This window comes from Globicatella sulfidifaciens DSM 15739 (assembly GCF_900167405.1).
GTDB lineage: Bacteria > Bacillota > Bacilli > Lactobacillales > Aerococcaceae > Globicatella > Globicatella sulfidifaciens.
The window spans coordinates 143,207-164,939 of sequence record NZ_FUWO01000001.1 but is presented as its reverse complement, the minus strand read 5'-3'; the positions used below and the strand labels follow the sequence as shown (position 1 = coordinate 164,939).

Below are 21,733 nucleotides of genomic sequence, written 5' to 3'. Positions count from 1 at the left end.
CATTACTACTCAAAGAGAGTTATAATATTACTATTGGCATAAGGTATGCCGTTAATATTTTAATGTAAGTTGGAAGGAAGTTTGTAAAATGACAGAAGGACAATATGGGGCACCTGATCATGTAAAAAAATTAGGAATTTTTAACACTATTGAGCTAGAAGATTTAGCCAAAGAAGTCATACCTCATGGTGGTTTTGACTACCTAGCAGGAGGATCTGGTGATGAGTTTACCTTGAGACGTAATGTGGAATCTTTTAATTTTAAAGGGATTGTACCACGAGTAGCTGCGAACGTTGAGTTTCCAGAGACTAATACTAAAATCTTTGAACATGAATTAAAAGTACCATATATAATGGCACCAATCGCGGCTCATGGGTTAGCACATCAATCCAAAGAAGCGGGTACTGCAAGAGGGATCCGTGAATTTGGTGGCTCTTTAATGTCGATTTCTGCATATTCAGGAGCAACTTTTGAGGAAATCGATGAAGGATTACAAGACACACCTCGTTGGTTCCAAATTTATATGTCTAAAGATGATCAATTAAATAAAAGCATTTTAGATGAAGCGAAAGCAGACGGTGCGACAGCTATTATTTTAACGGCTGATGCGACGGTTGGGGGCAATCGTCATCGTGATGAGAAAAATCATTTCGTCTATCCATTTAGTATGCCGATTGTTGCCCGTTACCTTACAGGTACAGGGAAAGATATGTCATTAAATAATATTTATGGACAATCTAAACAAAAAATTACGATGGATGACATTCGTTTTATCAAAGAATATTCAGGATTACCTGTTTTCTTAAAAGGTGTTCAAGCACCTGAAGATGCAGAAGCTGCCATTCAAGCGGGGGCTGACGGTATTTGGGTATCTACTCATGGTGGGCGTCAATTAGATGGTGCACCTGGATCATTTGAAATGCTACCAGCGATTGCTAAAGTTGTCGATAAACGAGTTCCGATTGTGTTTGACTCAGGTATCCGTCGTGGTGAACATATCTTTAAAGCCTTAGCTAGTGGAGCAGATATCGTTGCGATTGGTCGTCCAGTGTTATTTGGATTAGCACTTGGCGGTTGGCAAGGGGTACAATCTGTTTTTGAATATTTTGAAAGAGATTTAAAACGTGTGATGCAATTAGCTGGAACACAAACAATTGAAGATATTAAAAATACTCAATTAATTGATTTAAGATAATCATTTAATTCAGTTTAGAAAAGCTCAGTGCGGCTCTAAACTGGATTTTTTTATCTTCTCAAGTCCCTCTGCTGCGTTATATAATAGAGTTAATAAAGGAGGGGCTCAAATGGTTTTTGATTTTAAAAAAGTAGAAAAAGCATATTATCAAACGAACCAGCAACCGACCATTGTTACGATTCCAAAGATGCAATATTTAGCAGTAAGGGGTAGTGGTAATCCAAATGATCCGGAAGGCGAATATCCTAAAGCAATTGAGCAATTATATGGCATTGCTTATACCATCAAAATGAGTAAAAAAGGCAGTGTTGACCTACCGAATTATGAGGATTTTGTGGTGCCACCTTTAGAGGGATTTTGGTGGCAAACGGATATAAAGGGTTATGATGCAACCAAAAAAGAATTATTTGAATGGTATGCCTTAATCCGAATGCCCGATTTTGTTACGGAAGAAATTGTGAATTGGGCTAAAACAGAAGCAACGAGTAAGAAGCAAAAAGATTATTCGAAAGTGGAATTATTAACCTATGAAGAAGGCGTGTGCGTACAAGCAGTTCACATAGGACCGTATGATACCGAACCTGAAACCGCCGAAAAAATGCATCAGTATGCTGAAGCGGAAGGTTATGTCCTCGACTTAAGCGAGCAACGTCACCATCATGAAATCTATTATAGTGACCCCAGACGTACCGCTCCAGAAAAATTAAAAACCTTAGTTAGACATCCGATTCGTAAAGTGTAGCATTTTTTAACTTTCATCATGAAATTTAATATTCCACACAAATGAAGTCTTGAATGAATATTGAAATCACGTAAATATTGAGTAAAGAATTGAATATTAAGGAGCTTTTATTTGACACTAACTGGATTTGAGTCGTATAATGGAAGTAAGGAAGGAGTCTTAGGCTTTTGTCTACTCTTTCAATAAGAGAAGGGAGTTGTTACTGGAAGGACATTTAATAAGTTAACTGATTAAACAAATTTAGTTGTACAGCATCAAGAAAATCGATACTCGTTTTTGAATAAAAATTTAATCGCCAATCAGTCGTTATCTTTATGAACCAAATCAAAAAATAAAGGAGCCATGATATAATGCGAAATTCAAACCAAGTTTTTGACCTATTAACTAAAATTGTAACTGCCGATGAACGAATTAGAGTAATGACACTGGAAGGTAGTCGTGTGAATCCTAATGTAAAACAAGACCCATGGCAAGATTATGATATTACATTTTTAGTTACAGATGTTGAGAGTTATTTGACATCTGATAAATGGTTAGAAAAATTTGGAGAAAGAATTTTTGTGCAAAAACCTGAAGGGATGAGTTTGTATCCTCCCGACTTTCCCAATGGCTGGTTTTCTTATTTAATGTTATTTCCAGATGGTATCAAAATAGATTTGACTTTAGTTCCGATTGCGGATAGTCAACTCTATTTTGAACAAGATCCCTTAATTCAAATTTTGATTGACAAAGATGGACAGTTTCAGACCCCATTAGAACCAACTGATGAAATGTTTTGGGTACAAGCACCCTCTGCCCAACATGTTGAGGATTGTGCCAATGAATTTTATTTTGTCAGTACTTATGTTAAAAAAGGTCTACTAAGAAAAGAATTATTATATGCGAACGGGTTATTAGAACAAATTTTGAGACCTGAGTTACTGCGAATGTTAGGCTATTTAGTAGGGGCAAGAGCAGGCTTTCCAATTAATTTAAATAAACAAATGAAGCGACTGCCTCAGTTATTGTCAGCAGATGAAACACAACGGCTTTATCAAACCTATCGCTTAGAAAGCTTAGAACAAACGCAAATCGTTTTAAATGAAATGATGGTGTTTTTTGAAGAGGTATTACAGGAAGTCTGCCAATTAATGGATTATCCGGCTCCCAATTTTTATGAAACGATTAAACTGTATCATCAAACATTGGAAACGGTCGTTTAAATAACGAAATTTTTTCACTGCAGAGTACATCATTAACCAGTCAAATCGTAGTTTTTCCAATTGCGATTGTAATAATCATGTTAATATTAAGTAAATCAGAGAGAAGGTTGTAGCAGCGGTTACAACCTTTTTGCTATAATAAAGTTGAAAAATTATACTAGAATGATTAGAGGAGGATAAGATGACCGAGTTTATCCAACCGTTTGGTCCAAACCACTTATTATATATTGGCATTGTCATCGTGATAGGGATTTTACTGTTTTCAAATATTAAATTTGTGCGCAAATACCGTGATCAAATTAGTTTGATTGTTTTAATTATTAGTTTAATACAACAATGTATATTATATGGTTCTTACTTACTTTTCTTTAAATTTGATTTATCGGAGTCAATGCCATTACATATCAGCCGGATCAATAGTATTTTAGGGATTATTTATTTAGCGACTAAAAATAAGCAGGTCATTAAGATTTTATCTTTTACTGGTTTTTTTGCTTTATTAAGTTTTCTCTATCCGAGCCGTGTTCAAGGGATTACTCATCCATTAGGCGTGAGTTTTTTGGTGAATCATACCATTACACTGCTATTGCCATTCTTTGCGATGATAGCCTATGATTTTAGGATTCAAAAATCGGATAAGCAATTACCTTTTATTTTTATGATGGTTTATATGATGACTGTTTATTTTATTAATCCATTGGTTAATGGCAATTATTTTTATTTAGTGATGCGACCATTTGCTTTTTTAAATGGATTGCCAGATAGTTTGTATTTAGCCATTTGTGCGATTGTGACTTTTGCATTATTCTCAGTGGCGGAGGTTTGTTATTATAGTTTGAGTGAATATTTAACAGAGCGTGAGTTTACCTCTAAGCAATATCAGTCAATCAATCAACCTTAAGTAATTTCTGTTTGAAAATCCACTTCCTGTTCTTACACCTTATCGAGTATAATCGGCAGGGTGTTTTTTGCTTAATTCCAAGGTAAGCATGGTGCCAGTCTAATCGCTCTCTTTGTATTCCATGTATACCATTTCGGATTTTAAAGAGCTTAAAACTTTCATCTTAATTGGCAGATTCTTAATCAAATATTAACTTCTAGGGATTGTCAAAGAAGATTTTTATTGATATCATAATGATATCAAATAGATTTGGGAGGAAAGCGTATGAATACAGTTGAGAAAAAGCTCAGCCAGAGCGATAACATTGAAGAAATTCAATTAAAAGGCAAAAATAAAGGTTTCTTAGTGCTAGGGTTGTATTTTGCTTTACTACTAGTTTCGATTGTTTTATTTATCGTGAATGTTAATGTTCTTGATAAAGGAGATGGCAATGCGCTGAATATCGCTTTATTAGTGATCAGTATCTTATACTGGGCGCTTGGATGGATTATGCTATTGGGGCTAAAAGTATTGAAACCTCAAGAATCATTAGTGCTGACATTATTTGGTAAATATATTGGGACACTTAAAGGCGAAGGATTTTACTTTGTTAATCCATTCTCTCAATCGTTCAACCCCGCAGCCAATACCAAATTAAGTCAAAGTGGCGACGTTAAAGAAGAAAATCGCTCCATTTTGAAGACGGGTAGTGAAGGGGTTAGTGTTGACTTAGGAAACAAAAAGATTTCCTTAAAAGTCATGACTTTGAACAATAGCAAGCAAAAAATTAATGATTATTTAGGGAATCCAGTGGAAATTGGGATTGCGGTCATGTGGAAAGTGAATGACACAGCCAAAGCGGTCTTTAATGTTGATAACTTTAAAGAATATTTATCACTTCAAACAGACTCAGCCTTACGAAACATTATTCGTCAATACCCTTATGATGTGAATCCAAACTTTGAAATCGATACGACTGGAGACGGTGAACCGGATGATGGTTCATTACGTGGCTCAAGTGAAGTTGTAGCAAGTCGTATTAAAGATGAAATCCAAAGACGCGTTGAATTTGCAGGTCTTGAAATTATTGAAGCGCGAATTACCCATCTATCTTATGCGCCTGAGATCGCAGCCGCGATGTTACAAAGACAACAAGCTTCTGCCTTAATTGATGCACGAGCGATGATTGTAGATGGTGCGGTAGGAATGGTCGAAATGGCTTTAGATAAACTTCAAGAAAACAATGTCGTCGAATTGGATGAAGAAAGAAAAGCAGCAATGGTGTCAAACTTACTAGTAGTCTTATGCGGCAACAGTGAAGTTTCACCAATTGTTAACTCAGGTAGTCTTTATTAGTGGGTGCCAAAAAACAAATCCCGCTTAGAGTTTCTGCAAAGCTCTATGAACAGATAGCGGCTTGGGCGGAAGATGATTTCCGTTCAATTAATGGACAAATTGAATACCTCCTAACGGAGTGTGTAAAGCAACGGAAAAAAGATGGCAAGTATGTCTCAGAAACTTTAGATGAAGGCATTGAACTTGATATCGAGTAATCTGTTTAAAAGGATATCCTTGAATAATGGACGCAAGTCTGTTGTTCAAGGATTTTTATATATTTTATGTGCATTGTTTTTTATTTAATAATAGCCAAAAAATAAATCAGTTAAAGGACGCAAAATTTGTTATAATAGGATGAATAGAAGGATTGGAGGAGAGACATATGAGACAAGATAAACATCGTTATATCGGTTGTTTATTAGGACTGTTACTGCTACTAATGTTTCATCCTCCAGTAATTAAAGCAGAAGTCACTGAGGCCGCTTTAGGCTATAACACTTTAGCGGAAACGACTGCTAGCCCGGATCAATTATTTACTGTTAAATCTTTTAACGTTTACGATGGGGATACTGCAGATTTTATTTTGGATCGTGCGACGGAGCCAAGTATTAAAGCAAGATTTTTATTAATGGATGCTCCTGAAATTAGAGGAGGCGTACCATATAGTAAGGCGGCGCGTAAGCGAGTCAATCAAATATTTGAAGAAGCTGAATTAATTCAAATTGAATATGAAGGTCCCAAAAAGGATAAATATCAACGTGATTTAGTGCATGTTTGGGTTGATGGGCATCTCTTATCAGAAATTCTAATTAGAGAAGGTTATGCTATTGCACGATACATCCATCAATATTTACCTAATAGTCAATATGTCAAAGCCATTTATGAAGCGCAAGAAAAAGCCAAATATGAAGGCTTAAGGGTGTGGGTGGATGGAGATTTAGAGTTTATTAACAAAGCTGAATATGAACTTCAAGCCAACCATTCAGCTGATTCTGTCAATGAAGCGGAAGAAGTTTATTATCGAAACTGTAAGGAAGTTTGGCAAGCCGGTAAGGCACCGATTAGGGAGGGCGATCCTGGATTTCGTCCCCAATTTGATGGTGATAAAGACGGGGTTGGTTGCGAGGTTCCTCAGTAATCATCGTGTATTTAAATAAAAAGTATCCTCTCGTTTGAGCTATACCAAGATAATACGAAGCTGTAATCTGGTGTGACTCAACGTTTGAGGATACTTATTTTGTTATATAAATAGACTAGATTTCAATCCGAGTCCAATTACCTTGTTTGAAGCGATGACGTAATAAAATAAAACGCGAGAATTGATCGGATAAAATCCCAATCCAAATACCGTAAAGACCCAAATTGAAGATATTAACTAATATTAGTGTAACGCTTGTACGGATAATGGTAACCGATATAATGCCGGCAATAAGGGTATAGCGAACGTCGCCTCCTGCCCTTAAGCATCCGCCATAAACAAGTTGGGAGATTTGTAATAGCACAATAATCATGACAAAGCGGGTGATAATAGCCCCTTCATCAATGAGGGTGGCTTCATTAAAATAGAGACCCATTAAATTTTTACCAAAAGTAAATAAAAATAATGATAGTACCAGTGACATGACTAAACCAATCCGTTGACAAATTTGACCGAATTTAATGGCTTCATCATGGTCTTGACGACCTAAAGCTCTACCGGCTAAGGCAACGGCAGCTACTTGCATCCCATCTCCGAATGAAAAGCCAAGACTCAGTAAATTCATACCGGCATTGTGAATGGCAAAGGCATTTGTGCCAAGTTTTGCGGCTGTGACCGCAGTAGCTACAAACCCAATACGCATCATCAGATTTTCAACTGCCATATTAGAGCCTAAGCCAAAAATCATTTTAACAGTCTTCATTTGCATTTTGACTTTATATTTTAAAATATATTTAATTTGGATTAAACTATCGGGACTATAGAGTGAGCGAATGCTCATCAACATGGCCACAAAGGTTCCTAATACGGTGGCGATGGCAGCCCCTTCAATCCCTAAAGCGGGGAATCCCAATTTACCATTAATTAGTAAATAGTTGAAAATAATATTAACGATGGATGAGGTGACATTGGTAAAGAAGGCAATTCGGGTATTGCCACTTCCGCGTTGAGCGGCGTTAATCACCATGGCGATGACATTAAAGATCATCCCCCCCATAATGATCCGTAAATAATTGACAGAGGGTTGGTGGGTTTCATGATTGCTTCCAGTTAAATACATAATATCATCAGCAAAATATAAGAAAATAGCGGTAATGATTAAACTAGCCACTACTGTTAAAAATAATGCTGTTAAGAAAACTTCATTGGCCCCGCGTTTATCTTCTTGTCCGCGTCTCCTTGCAACTAATGATGATACGGCGATGTTTATAGCAAAAAAGACGGTTAATCCAATTAGTTTTGGTTGTGTTGTTAAGCCGACTGCTGCAATCGCAAAACTTCCTAATCCACCGACCATCATCGTATCGATCATCGCTGCCAATGAAATAAAGAAGCTTTCTAACACAGAAGGCCAGGCCATTGAAATGGCTGTTTTATAATAGGCTTTATCTTTCATAATATCCTTTCTATTTTTTTCAGTTATTAAACTACTAGTAATATGATAGTACTTTACGCAATAATTATCTAGTCTTTTAGCCTATAAACTTAACATGATTAATTAATTTTGTTATTTTCTTTCAAAACACATCGTTATTGAATCAGCTTATTTTGTGATATGATAAGGCTACTGAAAAATGAAATAAAGGTAGGGGTCTTAACATGACAACATTTAAAGGTGAATTCGTCACCATCATCGGTAAACAATTAAAGGTAGGAGAACAGTTACCCGATTTTACACTTGTAAATCCTGATCTAGTAAAGCAATCTCTAGCTGACTTTGAAGGTAAGAAAAAAGTTTTAAGTATTGTGCCTTCGGTCGATACGGGGATTTGTGATGCCCAAACTAGACAGTTTATCCAATCCTTATCTGATATGGAAAATACAGTGGTGCTAACGGTTTCTTGTGATTTACCTTTTGCTCAAAAACGTTGGTGTGGTGCTTCAGGCATTGAGAATGCTTTGTTATTATCTGATTATTATGATCAATCATTCGGAAATGCGTATGGTGTTTTGATGGAAGAGTGGCATTTATTAGCACGTGCGGTTATTGTAGCTAATGAACAGAATGAAATTACTTATGTTGAGTATTTAGATAATGTTAATAGCCATCCTGATTACGAGGCAGCTATCAACGCTGCTAAAGAATTAGCTTAAGGAGGATTTTATGGAGTGGCTTTTTTGGATTGTGATTGTCTTTTTAGTATTATTCATTATAGCCTATGGCATCATTTCGCTCCATTTTTCAAAAAATATTGCACAACCTAAAATCTCATCATTAGAAAAAGAAATGGCTTGGGAAAAGGAACATCATTTGTGGGGGAATTTCGATAATTATGATAAAACGGCCTATACGGTTAACGGGTATCAAGATTATCCATTACATGTCGTCTTAGTGAAAGCGGCAGTGCCATCGGATAAATATGTGATTATTTCTCATGGTTATACAGCGAATCGCTACGGTGCGGTAAAGTATTTAGATGCATACCGTTCACAAGGGTTTAATGTCATTATTTATGATGTGCGTGGACATGGTGAAAATGAAAAAACACCTGTTTCGTTAGGGAATTTTGAGGCTAAAGATTTACTGACATTGATTGAAGATACCTATCAGCGCTATGGCGATAATATTTATTTAGGCTTACATGGTGAATCGATGGGCAGCTCGATTTCTTTAAATGTGTTAGCGTATCGACCTAAAATTCAATTTGTGGTGGCCGATTGTGGGTTTACTAATTTATATGAGTTGATTGCGAGTTTATACCGTCAATATAAAGTGGGGCCGTTAATTTATGGAGTCAATTTTATGATGAAATTAACACAAGGTTTCGATATGAAAGCTACCAGTGCAGTAGATGCTTTAAGAGAAAATGAAGTACCAATCATGTTTATTCACGGTAAAAATGATACTTTTATCTTGCCAGAACATAGTGAGCATTTAGCTGCGGCTAATCATGGCAAAAGTGTGGTTCACCTCATTGACCGTGCAACTCATGCCGGTTCCAGACAAACGATTGGCATCAAAGCCTATACGAAATTAATCGAGGACTTTTTACAAACAATCTAAAAAGTGCGGTAGATAAACAGTAGTATGTGATATGGATACCGCGTCTGGGTTTCCAGGTGATGATTGGCAAGAGCAGGATGTATCAATAATATTGCCTATTTCGGCTCGTAATCATTCACTGTGCTAAAAAATGAGCGAGTCGCTTCAAAGGGCGATAAGACCCGCTGTCTTGAAAAAATAAGAACAGGATTTCTCTTAAATGCAACGAATATTAAGTTTGAGAGAGTAGGCATTAACTCGATAAATTCAGTTAGCTTATGATATGTTAATTATAAGCGCCAACCTGCGTCTTCAAAGGTTAGGCCTAAACTTGAAAAAAGCTCAATTAAGTTAGCGCTCGTAATTATAAGCGTAGTGATTAAGTGGCATTATAAAGACTACCAACTATGTGGAGTAGGCAGACGAAGCGAAAACCAGTCGGTTTTCGACTTCTGGCCCACTCCCTTTTTTATGTTGAAATTTATACACGAAAATGGAATTCTTGACTCTTCTTTCGGAAAATCTCTTTTGAGTGTTCTATAAATTGTTCAGTATATGAGGGGATAGGTTTGTCTCTCAAATAATAAAGTACAAACTGGACTTTAAAATAATCGCCCTCCAGAGAAAAGATATTACAATTATTAAAACTTACGGTATTCATACCAGTAATAGGGACTAAAGTATTGCCGTAGCCTTTTCTCACTAAGCCAATAGCTGTATATAAGTTACTGGTTTCGTACATTAGGTTTAAATTAATATCCTCTTTAAAGTACACATCATTAATTTGACGGCGCAAACTGAACTTTTCCGGCAATAAAATCAGCGGTAGATTATTTAGCTCACAAGTAGGAAAAGGCTCTTCGACTAATTGATTATCATATTGTGGGTCATAGAGTGGACTATTTTTGGAAACCACTAAATATAATTGATCCGTATACAAAATTTCCTGGACAAAGTCATTTTCATCTTGAACGCTTAGACCAATGACGATATCAAGTGTTTGATTTTTAAGCATTTGATTAAGACGCGTAGTTGAAAATTCATAAAATTCAAATTTGATATGAGGAAAATACTGATTAAAAATTTGATAAACCGTTGGTAATAGGGCTGAAGCTAAGGTGTGATTAACACCTACACGAATTAAGCCATGTTTTTCTTGGGCTACTAATGATAAATCGGCTATCATTTTCTTTTCTATTTGTTCGATTTGATTCAAGTAATTTAAATAAACTTGCCCAGCATAAGTAATACTCATCGACCGATAATTGCGTTTAAATAAAGCTGTGCCAATTTTATCTTCGGATTCTTTTAATAATTTTGACAAATAAGGTTGGGTGACAAATAATTTATCGGCAGCAGCCGTCATATTGCCTGCTTCCATAATGGTTTGAATTAATTCTTTATCCGTAATACTACTCATCGGTTCTACTCCTCTATTATAACTTATAAGTTATTTTAAAACGATATTAACATTTGAAATATTCTTCAAATCTATTGTACTATATCATTTTAGTTATGGGAAGCGTATACAATCTGTTATTTAATTTATGTTATAAAACTTGATATGATAAAGATAACAAATAAACAGTAGAGGAAAAGTGCATATGGAAATATTAGGTATTATTGGAATTTTTATTGCAATTATCGCGATTATTTGGATGTCGGTTAAGGGAATGCACATCGCAGTAGCAGCGCCTTTAGCGACATTGATTGTCATTTTAACGAGTCGAATGAATATTTTCGAATTCATGGTTGGTAAAGAGCATTCTTATATGACAGGATTGGCTGGATTTTTAATTAATAACTTCGCCATCTTCCTATTGGGAGCGGTATTAGCTCAATATATTGAAAAGAGTAATGCAACTTTATCTATTGCCAACTTTGTGTTGAAACTGGTAGGGCGTGATAATTCGTTTTATGTTATGTTGGCCTTTGCTTTAATTGCGGCAATTTTAACTTATGGAGGGGTAAGCTTATACGTCGTCATGTTTGCTTTAATTCCATTAGCTAAACCGATTTTTAAAGAATTAGATGTGAGTTGGAAATTATTGCCGATTCCGCTATTTTTAGGGATGGCGACCGTCACGATGTCGATGTTACCGGGAGCGCCCTCAGTGCAAAATGCGGTGCCGACTTCTGTTATTGGCACGACTTTAACGGCAGCACCTCTTTTATCTTTAATTGGGGCAGCGGCAGCCCTAGCTTATGGCGTTTTATACTTATATCTTCAATTAAAAGCATCTAAAGCCAAAGGCGAAGGTTTTTATAGCTATTCAGCGGGCGAAGCCGAACGCCAAGCCGACGAATTAACTAGTAAGCAAGAAGTTCAAATTGATGAAACGAAATTACCGTCGATTTTATTATCAGTTTTACCCTTAGTGACCTTAATTATTATCATTATGTTGTTTTCGAAAGTAGACCATATTATTTTAATTGCTTTAACAGTGGCAATTGTGATGTCATCGATTATTTTTAGACCTTATATTAAAGAACAAATGTCATTATTAAATGCGGGAGCCAATGGTTCTATTGGGTCAGCGTTTGCGACTTCATCATCTGTTGCCTTTGGATCGGTCTTGACCGCTTCACCTGCCTTTGCGATTATTCAACATGCGATTACTAGTATACCTGGAAGTCCCTTAATTGGACTATCGGTGGCAGCGGCATTATTAAGTGCGGTAACCGGTTCGGCTTCAGGTTCATTGGGGATTGTCATGAATAGTATTGCCGGAGATTATATTGCGAATGGTTTAAATCCAGAATTAGTACACCGAATTGCTGTTGTAGCGGCTGCTGTTACGACTTCAATGCCACATTCAGGGGTTAATATCACTTATAATAACTTAGCCGGTACCACCATTAAGGATGGTTTTATCCATCAAGTATTTATTGTAGGGGGCTGTCACTTAGTTGCTTTAATCGTCATGATTTTAGCAAGTAATATCTTATATTAGTTGGGGGTCTTATTTTTCTTACATTGGAAAGGACGATAGCAGTCTAGGTCTGGTGATTTTGACTTCGCCTCCTTTCCAATTTTTTCATGAAAACCATAAGCGAGTATTGTAAATGTTTTGTAAATAACTTGTCAATTAGGCTAAAATTGTGCTATGATAGAATCACGATGAGAAACTATTCTCAGGTGGTTACCATAATTCTCACTATAAAAAAGAGTCTTGTACGTTATGGTAGTTTTTATCTGATAGCAGCAGTTTCGAAGTAGAAGGGTGCCTGATGTGGGATCTATTCGAAGAAATTGTATGAATCAGAGTTCTTACAAGAAAGAATTTTCAAACAAAAAGAAGCATCAACAACCATCAGATTGTACAGCACGGAGTTTGTATTCCGGCCAGGGCAGTCTTTTTTTGTGGCCAAAAATGCAAACCTCTGTGTCATAAGACAAAAAGAGGGAAAGATGAAAATAGTAGTAAGAAAAAATAAGTCGTTGTTTACCAAGATCCAAGCGTTGTCAAATCAAAGCTTAAAGCTGGCTCATCGTGGATATTCTTTTACTTTGAAGCGATTAGTAGCATGGTTAGAATTATCCTGGGGTGATATTGGGATGATTTTGCTAGGAAACTTGATTATGTGTTTTGCGATTGTCAATATTCATATTCCAGCCAAAATTACCGAAGGTGGCGTTATTGGCTTATCAATTGTCCTATCAAAATTAACTCATTTGAGTCCCGGCATTATTAATTTGCCAATTGATATTTTATTATATGGCTTGGGAATTTTATTGTTAAAAGAAGGATTCTTTAAAAAAGCCATTTTTTCAACATTGATCTATGTCCTAATGTATTCCTTAGTGGAAGCAGTCGGTCCGGTATTACCTTCATTAGAACATCTACCAGTGGTAGCGGCCATTTTAGGCGGTTTATTATTGGGAATTGGTTGTGGACTGGTAGTATCACGCGGGTGTGTAGCCGGTGGCGATGATTGTTATGCCTTAATCGTGGCCAATCGCACCTCAATTTCATTAGGAAAAGCCTACTTTTTAGCAGATATTCTAGTGTTAACTTTATCCGTTATCTTATATATGCCGCTGGTCAATGGTTTAATTTCACTATTAACGACCTTTATTTCATCATTTATCATCGGTCAATTTGAAGTAGAAATTCCAACGGTGAAAGTAGAAGTAAGTCGTGTTAAACAAGCATAAAAAGTATAGCGTAAAATCACTTTGTGGTGGTTTTACGCTTTTTTTATTTTTTGAAAAAGGCTCTAAATTTTTGTGGCGTGTTTATGTAATCTGTGTATGTCATTTGGACAGAATCAAATTTGTGTCCTGTTTTATTACGTCTTTATGTTAGAATAAAAGTAATTCATAAGGAGTTGAGAGAATGGATGCAAGAAAGTTTTTAGAAATTTTATCAGTTGCTGAGCATTTGAAAGATACGACGCGCCATTGTTATACCTCTAAGGGACGACATGAGAGCGTGGCCGAACATACTTGGATGATGTCGTTAATGGCTTTCTTTTTAAGAGATGAGTTTCCTGAAGTAGACTTTCAAAAAGTGATGGTAATGATCATTATTCATGATTTAGGCGAATGTTTTACAGGAGATATTCCGGCATTTGAAAAGAAAGATCAAGATCGCAAAACTGAAGAAGAGTTGTTGAATCAATGGATTGCAACAATTCCGGAACCGTATCAAACGGAAATGTTGGCACTTTATAATGAAATGGAAGCGAAAGAGACATTGGAAGCCAAGGTTTATAAAGCTATTGATAGTTTAGAAGCTTTGATTCAACATAATTTGTCTGATTTAACTACTTGGACTGAACATGAAAAGGAATTTAATTTGGTTTATGCCAATGACCGAGTGAGTTTTTCGTCATACTTAACACACTTAAGGGAGCTGATTCATCAGGATACGGTTGAGAAACTGAAGGAAAGTTCAGAATAGGCATCATTGAAAAGTGCCATTCGAATATTATATAGGATACTATCCCATTACAATAATTTTCATTGAAAAACTATTCAAGCGCATGGTGCTATTTATGATTTTATTTAATTGTTTTAGTGGGTTCTCAATTAACCCTTGGGGGCGTATAAACGAATAGAATTTCCTCCGATTTTTTGCATTTTGCTTGCTGAAATTTTTTTGTGTAAATCAATATTCTTGCAAAATTATGCTATAAAGTTATCCGTTTTCACTATATAATAGAGTTATCTTATACTCAATATTGGAGGGGTTGTTATGAAAGTGATTGACATCGATCATTTGACTCACAAATTCAGTGAGACAAGTGGCATTTTTGATATTGATATTCAGGTAAAAGAAGGAGAAAGTTTTGGATTTTTAGGACCAAATGGCGCCGGAAAAACGACCACCATCCGTCATTTATTGGGCTATATTCGTCCACACAGTGGTACGACACAGATTTTAGGCAAAGATACCTGGTATCAAGCGGATGAGATTCAGGATTATCTAGGATATGTTCCAGGTGAAATAGCCTTTTTTGATGAAATGACAGGCACTGAATTTTTAAAATTCATTCAAAAATATCGTGGCCTTAAAAATGTGACCTTACAAAAAGAATTAATCGATCGTTTTGAATTAGATACTAAAACAGTTATCAAAAAGATGAGTAAAGGGACTAAGCAAAAGCTAGGATTAGTATCGGCGTTTATGCATGATCCACAAGTATTGATTTTAGATGAACCAACCAGTGGGTTAGATCCCTTGATGCAAAATCGCTTTGTCGACTTAGTTCAACAAGAACAAAAGAAAGGCAAGACGCTACTCATTTCAAGTCATTTATTTGAAGAAGTAGAAAGAACTTGTCATCAAGTTGCGATTATTCGTGCCGGTCATATTGTCGCTAAAGACAATATTGAAAACCTAAGAGCGCAGCATATGCGTACTTATCAAGTCACTTTACCAACAGAAGCGGAAGCATTAGCTTTTGCAAAGGACTATCATGGCGAACAAATAGGGAATCAAGTGAAAGTGTCTAAGACAGCTAGCCTTGAGTCTATCTTCTTACATTATTATGGAGGTGGCGATGATGAATAGTACATTATTTGTTAAAGAATTAAAGTCTAGTCGGTGGTTATTTATTGGAATTTGCTTAATTTTAACCATGTATGTCACCATTATTATCGGAATGTATAATCCGACCATGATGAAAATGATGGATCAATTTTTTAAAACAATGCCAGGCTTAATGGCGGCGGTCGGATTTAAAGCAGGTAGCACTAGCTTGTTAGGCTTTTTAGTTTCATATTTGTACGGTTTTATTTTAATGATTTTTCCGATGATTTTCATACTGAATCGCGCTCATGTCTTGGTGGCACGTTATGTTGATCGTGGATCAATGGTAGTGTTGTTAACCGGACATAATAAACGAACAAAAGTTATACTGACACAAATTACAGTCTTGTTAAGTTCATTGTTTGGATTATTTGTTTATGTGACAATGATTCAATATTTAACAATTCGGGTGATGTTTCCAACCGAAGCCGATTTAGTTTCCTTATTAAAACTAAATTTTGGACTTTATTGCTTGTGGGTATTAATTGCGAGCATTAGCTTTTTAGCCTCCACTTATTTTTCCGATGCCCGCTTAAGTTTGGCAGTTGGTATGGCCATTCCTATCGTCATGTTTGTTTTTAAAATGATTTCTAATATTGACGACAAAGTTGTTTTTTTAAAATATTTTACAGTGTTTAGTTTATTTAACGGTGAAGGACTATTAGCTGGCGAGCCGATGGCGTATATCTTAGTGTTAGTGGCTTTGGTTATCGCATTTCTATTATTTACTCTAGCTGTAAAAATTTTTAAAGAGAAGAATTTATATATCTAATCCATAGGTTGACGCAAATTAATGGAGAAACATTCTACTATCCTTTATAATATCATTATGAGAATTTGATTAAAATGGAGGGTGAATATGGAATACGGAAAATTAGGCAATACCGATATTGAAGTTTCAAAGATTTGTTTAGGTTGTATGAGTTTTGGTAAGCCAGGTACGATGCATGAATGGACGTTAGAAGAGCCTGAAAGCGAAAAGATTATGTTACATGCTTTTGAACAAGGAATTAATTTTTTTGACACCGCTAATCGATACTCCCAGGGTACGAGTGAAGAATATGTTGGGAATATTGTAAAACGTAATTTAAAACGTGATGACGTGATTCTGGCATCTAAAGTTTATTTTAATCCAGGTAAATTATCACGAGCAGCCATCAATCGTGAAATTGAAGGAACGTTAAAACGATTAGGCACGGACTACTTAGATTTGTATATTATTCACCGATTCGATTATGAGACGCCCATGGAAGAAACGATGGAAGCTTTGAATCAATTAGTAGTAGACGGTAAAGTGCGTGCACTGGGTGCGTCAGCGATGTATGGTTATCAATTTCATAATTTACAAAACATTGCGAAAGATAATGGTTGGGCACCCTTTCAATCGATGCAAAATCATTATAATTTAATCTATCGTGAAGATGAACGCGAGCTAATTCCGGTTTGTCAGCAATTTAATGTATCATTAACACCATATAGTCCCTTAGCGGCGGGACGTTTAACGCGTTTAGATTGGCATACAGATACTTTAAGAAGTAAAACGGATACGACTGCAGTTCGTAAATATGATTCGACTGAAGCACAAGATTATGAAATTGTAAAAAGAGTTCATGAGATTGCGGAAAAATATGGCGTCAAAATGCAACAGATTGCTTTAGCTTGGCAATGGGCTAGAGGGGTGTTATCGCCGGTTATTGGAACTACCAAAACGAGCCATATTGACGATGCGGTCGGGGCTTTAAAAGTAACATTAAGCGAAGAAGATTTATTATATTTAGAAGAACCTTATATTCCTCATAAAATTATGGGCGCACGTTAGTTACTTGCTGTTGGAAGAGAAGTGCTTTATGAGCAACTGTCAAAAGCTTGCACTATCAAAAAACAAGCTCAATATTTCAGACAAGCAAATTAGGTCGTAAGTCTGATGTATTGAGTTTTTTTGTTCGATAAAATGGGCTTAGTGAGAGTGGGCAAAACTTGATAAATTGAGTTTGTTCTCATCTTATTATTTTATAGCACGTAAGTTGAGTGGTCTCAAACACCGTTTTAATATCTAGTGTGAGACTACTTTATTGTTTCGGAGAGTGGACAGATGAAGCGGAAAGCAATCGAATTTATACATCGGTTTACTCCCAATGGTACGGGGGACAGACGAAGCGAAAATCAACCGATTTTCTACTTCTTACCCACCCCTTATTATCTAATTTAAGAGGTGAGAAAATGAATCAATCAATTTTTAATGTTAAAAATTTGTTATTAGCTATTTTATTCATTGCCATTGGTACTACCAGTTATTTTTCAGCCGATACCGATTGGGTAACCAATGTTAATATACAGACGATTGAGACCTTAGATGAAAAGAAAGAAACAGTAGTAGCTCTAACTGCTTTAGCGGGTACGACCTCCACTGCGATTACGCTAATCCCTGGTGATGTTGGTGGACCAGTCGCACAAAACATTGCCGATATTGCCGATTATTTATTAATTGTTTTTGCGGGGATTTGGCTGCAAAAATATTTCTTATCGGTGACACCTTTAGTGGCGTTGCAATGGTTAATCCCCTTAGCTTGTGGTGCATTGCTTCTCAATCTCGCCATAAAAAGCGACCGTTTGAAACGCTTAGGTATGCGAGTTTTCTTAATGGGGATTATGATTTTTACCATTATCCCAGCTAGTGTGGGGATTTCAAATAAAATAGAAGAAAATTATCAATCATCAATTGAACAAACATTTGAACAAGCTGAGTCGGTAAATAAAGAAGCCACTCAAGATAAAAATCTATTTGAACAAATGACTACCGCAGCGACCGATTTAATGGCTAAATTTGAACGAAGTCTTGGCAATATGATTGACTCTACCGCTGTATTAATTATTACGACTTGTGTGGGACCAATCTTAGTATTCTTTTTTGGAATCTGGGCGACCAATCTGATAATGGGGCTCAATTATGATATTAAAATGCCAAGAATTGGCGCATTTCGTAGAATAACCAAATAATTATAAACTGTAAATTGTGAAGGCTCAACCGAGAGTTGATAACTGCAATCAATTGATTGATCGTTTATTGTCAGTGCATGAGTTGAGTGACGTCTTAGAGAAGGTGGGCAAAAAAAGTGGAAATCATTCAATTTTCTACTTCTTGTTCATTCTTTTTTATTGTAAATATAAAAAAAGGTTGGGATTATCATAGTCAATCGTAGTCTCTATTGATTTACAACTCGTTACTATTTGTTTTAAATAAGGAGACGATGATTGATTTTTGTTAATTACACATTAGAAATTATTCGTATCTTGTTTAGAATTAGTTATAATAGAAGCAAATAACCTTAATAAGGAGCGCATCATGAATAATTATTTGATATTTTATCAGCGAATAGCCAGCTTTTTTAATACTCATCCACTATTAAAACAAGTGGTTTTATTTTTAAATCAATCCATTACGACCTTTATGTATATTCTTTATCCAGCTTTATTATTGTATTTTTATTTAACCAAAAGACCAATCAGTGAGTGGGGCCTGATGGTGATTGTGCCGGGCATTAGTTTTGTCTTGTTGTCCCTATTTAGAAAAGTAATCAATGCCCCTAGACCGTATGAGGAGTGGCCCATTCAACCTTTACTTAAGCGAGACAAGACTGGAGAGTCATTCCCCAGTCGTCATGTATTTTCAGCCACGATGATCAGTATGTGTATTTTAAAATGGCAACTATCATTGGGGTTGGTTTGTTTAATTTTAACCCTTTTATTAGCCTTTTGTCGGGTGGCAGTTGGGGTTCATTATCCTAAAGATGTCATTGTCGGCATCTTAATTGGCGTATTATGTGGTAGTTTGATGTTTATTTTGGGTTAACAATCCATAGCGCTTAAAGCATTCTATTTGTTGTGAAAAGTTAAAAGACTTATACTGTAGATAACAATTAATAATGGAGGTAACAAAATGACGGACTATATTAAACCGAAAGTATGGCAATGGGAAGATGAAAATGACAATCGTTCAGGTAATCGTCCAACAGCTGGCGCTCGTTTTGAACAAACACTTCCTAAAGGTGATGCTCCTTTACAAGTCTATTCATTAGGGACACCCAATGGAATTAAAGTGGCGATTATGCTAGAAGAATTAAAAGCATTAGGTATTGAGGAAGCTAATTATGATTTGTTCAAAATTGATATTGGAAAAGGCGATCAATTTGGCAGTGATTTTGTCAAGATTAATCCTAATTCTAAAATTCCTGCCATGGTAGATTATTCTGAACCAACACCGCTTCGTGTTTTTGAATCTGGGTCGATTTTATTATACTTAGCTGAGAAATTCGGGCATTTCTTACCTAAAAATCGTGCGGAAAAAACCGAATGTTTGAACTGGGTATTTTGGCAAACAGGAGCAGCACCCTTTGTAGGTGGCGGTTTCGGACATTTTTATAACTATGCACCAACTGCACAAGAATATCCAATCAATCGTTATACGATGGAAACTAAACGTCAATTGGATGTCTTAGATCAACATTTATCACAACAAGCTTATATGGTCGGTGACGAATATACCATAGCCGATATGATAATTTGGTCATGGTATGGACGCTTAGCACAAGATAAATTATATGATGGTTCGTATGAGTTTTTAGATATGGAAAGCTATCAAAATGTTAAAGACTGGACTGAAAGAATAGCAGCTAGACCTGCCGTACAAAAAGCATTATCAGTAGAGTATAAGGATATTTAAGCGAATTGTAATACTGGAACTGTGATTCAAAGAATATTGCAGATTAATGCCAATAAACGTATTGCGCCTGTTAAATACCAGTTTCACATAAAGTGAGTGCTGGTAAATGACGAATTAAGACAGAAAAAAATATTGTATGGATAGAGATAATAAGGTATAACCAAAAGGTTGAGGGGAGAATTTATTGAAAGTCGGATTACTATTAGAAGGTGGTGCGATGCGTGGCATCTATACGGCTGGCGTTTTAGATGTGATGATGCGCCAAAAGATTAAAGTCAATGGTATAGTGGCTGTTTCAGCCGGCGCCTTGTTTGGAGTTAATTATCCATCTCATCAGATTGGACGCATTCTTCGTTATAATTTAAAATATTTAAATCACCCTCAATATATGGGGCTGTCTAATTTATTAAAGACTGGCAATATTGTGAATAAAGATTTTGCCTATTATGAAGTGCCCTTTCGTTTGGATCCTTTTGATCAAAAAGCGTTCTATCAATCCGGTGTTGATTTTTATGCGACAGTGACTAATCTCTATTCTGGTAAAGCGGAGTATATTAAAATAACGCATCCTTTAAACCAAATGGAAGTGCTGCGTGCCTCATCTGCCATGCCATTAGTCTCACAAATCGTTGAACTTAATGGTATGCCTTATTTAGACGGGGGTATTGCTGATTCTATTCCCATTAAGAAGATTTTGTCGATGGGATATGACAAAGTGATTGTAGTTTTAACGCAACCAAAGGGCTATCGCAAAGAAACCACTTCATCACGATTATATGAAATGATTTATCGCGGGTATCCCAATTTTGTGGCCACTTGGAAACAACGCTCAAGGAATTACAATCAGAGTTTAGAGTTAGTAAATAATTTAGAAGAAGAAGGCAAAGTTTTTGTAATCCAGCCTTCTAAAAAGATGCGGATTGGACGGTTAGAGAAAAATGCTCAAGCATTAACAGCGATGTACCAATTAGGAGTCAACGATGCTACCACCAAAAGCGAATCGTTGAAACAATATTTATTTAAAAATTAATTTATAACCCAAAAGGACTTAGACGAGAAAGTTGCTAAGTCCTTTGTTTTTTTATACAGCTCACTGCCTTTTGTCACGAAACTGTAACATTGTAAAAGACCATAAATATTTTGAATATGCTAAAATGATGGGGTATATCGTTTTGTTGCTAGTGTTTATTTTGGGGGACGAATAATAAAATGGGAAATAAAATTTTAAAGAAAAGTAAAGGTAAATGGATTGCCGTTTCAGCATCTGTTTTGGCAACGATGGCATTAAGTGCTCAAGTACAAGCAGAGGAAGCGACTAATTATGATGAAGTCGTTGTTGAGGCCGTCAGTGAAGAGACTGTCGTTGAAGCAGTTGGAGATACTGTAGTCAATCAGGCTGAAGTCGTTGAAGACAATGATACAACTGTTGAAGCTGTG

Annotated in this window: 22 protein-coding genes; 20 read left to right on the top strand and 2 right to left on the bottom strand. The window is 36.0% G+C overall.

Features of this window, described 5'->3' with window-relative positions; all coding sequences use genetic code 11:
* Positions 1–88: 88 nt before the first annotated feature.
* From B5D12_RS00735 to B5D12_RS00705, 7 genes are all read left to right on the top strand, one after another.
* Positions 89–1,195: a lactate oxidase gene (locus tag B5D12_RS00735; RefSeq protein WP_078755026.1), complete on the top strand. Its 1,107-nt coding sequence runs from the start codon at positions 89–91 to the stop codon at positions 1,193–1,195.
* Between the two features lie 109 nt (positions 1,196–1,304).
* Positions 1,305–1,937 (top strand): GyrI-like domain-containing protein, encoded by a 633-nt coding sequence (locus B5D12_RS00730; protein ID WP_078755025.1) that lies wholly within the window; start codon positions 1,305–1,307, stop codon positions 1,935–1,937.
* 350 nt (positions 1,938–2,287) lie between these two features.
* Positions 2,288–3,139, top strand: a complete 852-nt coding sequence (locus tag B5D12_RS00725) for an aminoglycoside 6-adenylyltransferase (RefSeq protein ID WP_078755024.1) — start codon at positions 2,288–2,290, stop codon at positions 3,137–3,139.
* 181 nt (positions 3,140–3,320) lie between these two features.
* Positions 3,321–4,040: a TMEM164-related integral membrane acyltransferase gene (locus B5D12_RS00720; RefSeq protein ID WP_078755023.1), complete on the top strand. Its 720-nt coding sequence runs from the start codon at positions 3,321–3,323 to the stop codon at positions 4,038–4,040.
* Between the two features lie 303 nt (positions 4,041–4,343).
* A complete protein-coding gene (locus tag B5D12_RS00715) occupies positions 4,344–5,375 on the top strand; it encodes an SPFH domain-containing protein (protein ID WP_446497130.1) in 1,032 nt (343 codons plus the stop codon).
* Positions 5,375–5,572 (top strand): type II toxin-antitoxin system antitoxin, encoded by a 198-nt coding sequence (locus B5D12_RS00710; protein WP_078755021.1) that lies wholly within the window; start codon positions 5,375–5,377, stop codon positions 5,570–5,572. Before B5D12_RS00715 ends, B5D12_RS00710 begins: the two co-directional genes overlap by 1 nt.
* 167 nt (positions 5,573–5,739) lie before the next feature.
* Complete coding sequence (locus B5D12_RS00705; protein ID WP_078755020.1) at positions 5,740–6,495, top strand: thermonuclease family protein; 756 nt, start codon at positions 5,740–5,742, stop codon at positions 6,493–6,495.
* Between the two features lie 115 nt (positions 6,496–6,610).
* Here the strand turns inward: B5D12_RS00705 and B5D12_RS00700 are convergent, their stop codons facing one another.
* On the bottom strand, positions 6,611–7,951 hold the full coding sequence (locus B5D12_RS00700; RefSeq protein WP_200802968.1) for an MATE family efflux transporter: 1,341 nt from the start codon (positions 7,949–7,951) through the stop codon (positions 6,611–6,613).
* A 203-nt stretch (positions 7,952–8,154) separates the two neighbouring features.
* Between B5D12_RS00700 and tpx the strand changes: the two genes are divergently transcribed.
* Both tpx and B5D12_RS00690 read left to right on the top strand, forming a co-directional pair.
* A complete protein-coding gene (tpx, locus tag B5D12_RS00695) occupies positions 8,155–8,649 on the top strand; it encodes a thiol peroxidase (protein ID WP_078755018.1) in 495 nt (164 codons plus the stop codon).
* 10 nt (positions 8,650–8,659) lie between these two features.
* Positions 8,660–9,559 carry an alpha/beta hydrolase gene (locus B5D12_RS00690; protein WP_078755017.1) on the top strand — a complete coding sequence of 300 codons (900 nt, stop codon included), beginning with the start codon at positions 8,660–8,662 and terminating at the stop codon, positions 9,557–9,559.
* Positions 9,560–10,019: 460 nt separating this feature from the next.
* Here B5D12_RS00690 and B5D12_RS00685 read toward each other — a convergent pair whose 3' ends face one another.
* Positions 10,020–10,958: a LysR family transcriptional regulator gene (locus B5D12_RS00685; RefSeq protein ID WP_078755016.1), complete on the bottom strand. Its 939-nt coding sequence runs from the start codon at positions 10,956–10,958 to the stop codon at positions 10,020–10,022.
* Between the two features lie 184 nt (positions 10,959–11,142).
* Here B5D12_RS00685 and B5D12_RS00680 point away from each other — a divergent pair, with 184 nt between their 5' ends.
* The 11 genes from B5D12_RS00680 to B5D12_RS10150 form a co-directional block, all read left to right on the top strand.
* Entirely contained in the window at positions 11,143–12,492 is a 1,350-nt protein-coding gene (locus B5D12_RS00680; RefSeq protein ID WP_078755015.1) for a GntP family permease, read from the top strand.
* A gap of 458 nt (positions 12,493–12,950) precedes the next feature.
* Positions 12,951–13,697, top strand: a complete 747-nt coding sequence (locus B5D12_RS00675; protein ID WP_234982875.1) for a DUF6198 family protein — start codon at positions 12,951–12,953, stop codon at positions 13,695–13,697.
* A 181-nt stretch (positions 13,698–13,878) separates the two neighbouring features.
* Positions 13,879–14,445: an HD domain-containing protein gene (locus B5D12_RS00670; protein WP_078755014.1), complete on the top strand. Its 567-nt coding sequence runs from the start codon at positions 13,879–13,881 to the stop codon at positions 14,443–14,445.
* 294 nt (positions 14,446–14,739) lie between these two features.
* Positions 14,740–15,558, top strand: a complete 819-nt coding sequence (locus tag B5D12_RS00665) for an ABC transporter ATP-binding protein (protein WP_078755013.1) — start codon at positions 14,740–14,742, stop codon at positions 15,556–15,558.
* Positions 15,548–16,348, top strand: coding sequence for an ABC transporter permease (locus B5D12_RS00660; RefSeq protein ID WP_143412006.1), 801 nt, complete (start codon positions 15,548–15,550; stop codon positions 16,346–16,348). The genes B5D12_RS00665 and B5D12_RS00660 overlap by 11 nt, the downstream gene beginning before the upstream one ends.
* 87 nt (positions 16,349–16,435) lie before the next feature.
* Positions 16,436–17,395, top strand: a complete 960-nt coding sequence (locus B5D12_RS00655; protein WP_078755011.1) for an aldo/keto reductase — start codon at positions 16,436–16,438, stop codon at positions 17,393–17,395.
* 401 nt (positions 17,396–17,796) lie between these two features.
* Positions 17,797–18,573 (top strand): hypothetical protein, encoded by a 777-nt coding sequence (locus B5D12_RS00650; protein WP_078755010.1) that lies wholly within the window; start codon positions 17,797–17,799, stop codon positions 18,571–18,573.
* A 346-nt stretch (positions 18,574–18,919) separates the two neighbouring features.
* Positions 18,920–19,426 carry a phosphatase PAP2 family protein gene (locus B5D12_RS00645; protein WP_078755009.1) on the top strand — a complete coding sequence of 169 codons (507 nt, stop codon included), beginning with the start codon at positions 18,920–18,922 and terminating at the stop codon, positions 19,424–19,426.
* An 87-nt stretch (positions 19,427–19,513) separates the two neighbouring features.
* The gene (gene yghU, locus B5D12_RS00640) at positions 19,514–20,296 is read left to right on the top strand and encodes a glutathione-dependent disulfide-bond oxidoreductase (protein ID WP_078755008.1); all 783 of its coding nucleotides are present in this window, start codon (positions 19,514–19,516) and stop codon (positions 20,294–20,296) included.
* A gap of 184 nt (positions 20,297–20,480) precedes the next feature.
* Positions 20,481–21,326 carry a patatin-like phospholipase family protein gene (locus B5D12_RS00635; protein WP_078755007.1) on the top strand — a complete coding sequence of 282 codons (846 nt, stop codon included), beginning with the start codon at positions 20,481–20,483 and terminating at the stop codon, positions 21,324–21,326.
* A 179-nt stretch (positions 21,327–21,505) separates the two neighbouring features.
* The coding region (locus B5D12_RS10150; protein WP_159443815.1) for a hypothetical protein at positions 21,506–21,733 on the top strand (228 nt) is incomplete at its 3' end.

Coding starts and splice junctions, on each gene's coding strand:
- B5D12_RS00675 (WP_234982875.1), top strand. CDS start 12,951: ATGAAAATAGTAGTAAGAAAAAATAAGTCGTTGTTTACCAAGATCCAA.
- B5D12_RS00660 (WP_143412006.1), top strand. CDS start 15,548: ATGATGAATAGTACATTATTTGTTAAAGAATTAAAGTCTAGTCGGTGG.
- B5D12_RS00705 (WP_078755020.1), top strand. CDS start 5,740: ATGAGACAAGATAAACATCGTTATATCGGTTGTTTATTAGGACTGTTA.
- B5D12_RS00730 (WP_078755025.1), top strand. CDS start 1,305: ATGGTTTTTGATTTTAAAAAAGTAGAAAAAGCATATTATCAAACGAAC.
- yghU (WP_078755008.1), top strand. CDS start 19,514: ATGACGGACTATATTAAACCGAAAGTATGGCAATGGGAAGATGAAAAT.
- B5D12_RS00725 (WP_078755024.1), top strand. CDS start 2,288: ATGCGAAATTCAAACCAAGTTTTTGACCTATTAACTAAAATTGTAACT.
- B5D12_RS00670 (WP_078755014.1), top strand. CDS start 13,879: ATGGATGCAAGAAAGTTTTTAGAAATTTTATCAGTTGCTGAGCATTTG.
- B5D12_RS00700 (WP_200802968.1), bottom strand. CDS start 7,951: ATGAAAGATAAAGCCTATTATAAAACAGCCATTTCAATGGCCTGGCCT.
- tpx (WP_078755018.1), top strand. CDS start 8,155: ATGACAACATTTAAAGGTGAATTCGTCACCATCATCGGTAAACAATTA.
- B5D12_RS00685 (WP_078755016.1), bottom strand. CDS start 10,958: ATGAGTAGTATTACGGATAAAGAATTAATTCAAACCATTATGGAAGCA.
- B5D12_RS00720 (WP_078755023.1), top strand. CDS start 3,321: ATGACCGAGTTTATCCAACCGTTTGGTCCAAACCACTTATTATATATT.
- B5D12_RS00735 (WP_078755026.1), top strand. CDS start 89: ATGACAGAAGGACAATATGGGGCACCTGATCATGTAAAAAAATTAGGA.
- B5D12_RS00680 (WP_078755015.1), top strand. CDS start 11,143: ATGGAAATATTAGGTATTATTGGAATTTTTATTGCAATTATCGCGATT.
- B5D12_RS00650 (WP_078755010.1), top strand. CDS start 17,797: ATGAATCAATCAATTTTTAATGTTAAAAATTTGTTATTAGCTATTTTA.
- B5D12_RS00690 (WP_078755017.1), top strand. CDS start 8,660: ATGGAGTGGCTTTTTTGGATTGTGATTGTCTTTTTAGTATTATTCATT.
- B5D12_RS00655 (WP_078755011.1), top strand. CDS start 16,436: ATGGAATACGGAAAATTAGGCAATACCGATATTGAAGTTTCAAAGATT.
- B5D12_RS00665 (WP_078755013.1), top strand. CDS start 14,740: ATGAAAGTGATTGACATCGATCATTTGACTCACAAATTCAGTGAGACA.
- B5D12_RS00645 (WP_078755009.1), top strand. CDS start 18,920: ATGAATAATTATTTGATATTTTATCAGCGAATAGCCAGCTTTTTTAAT.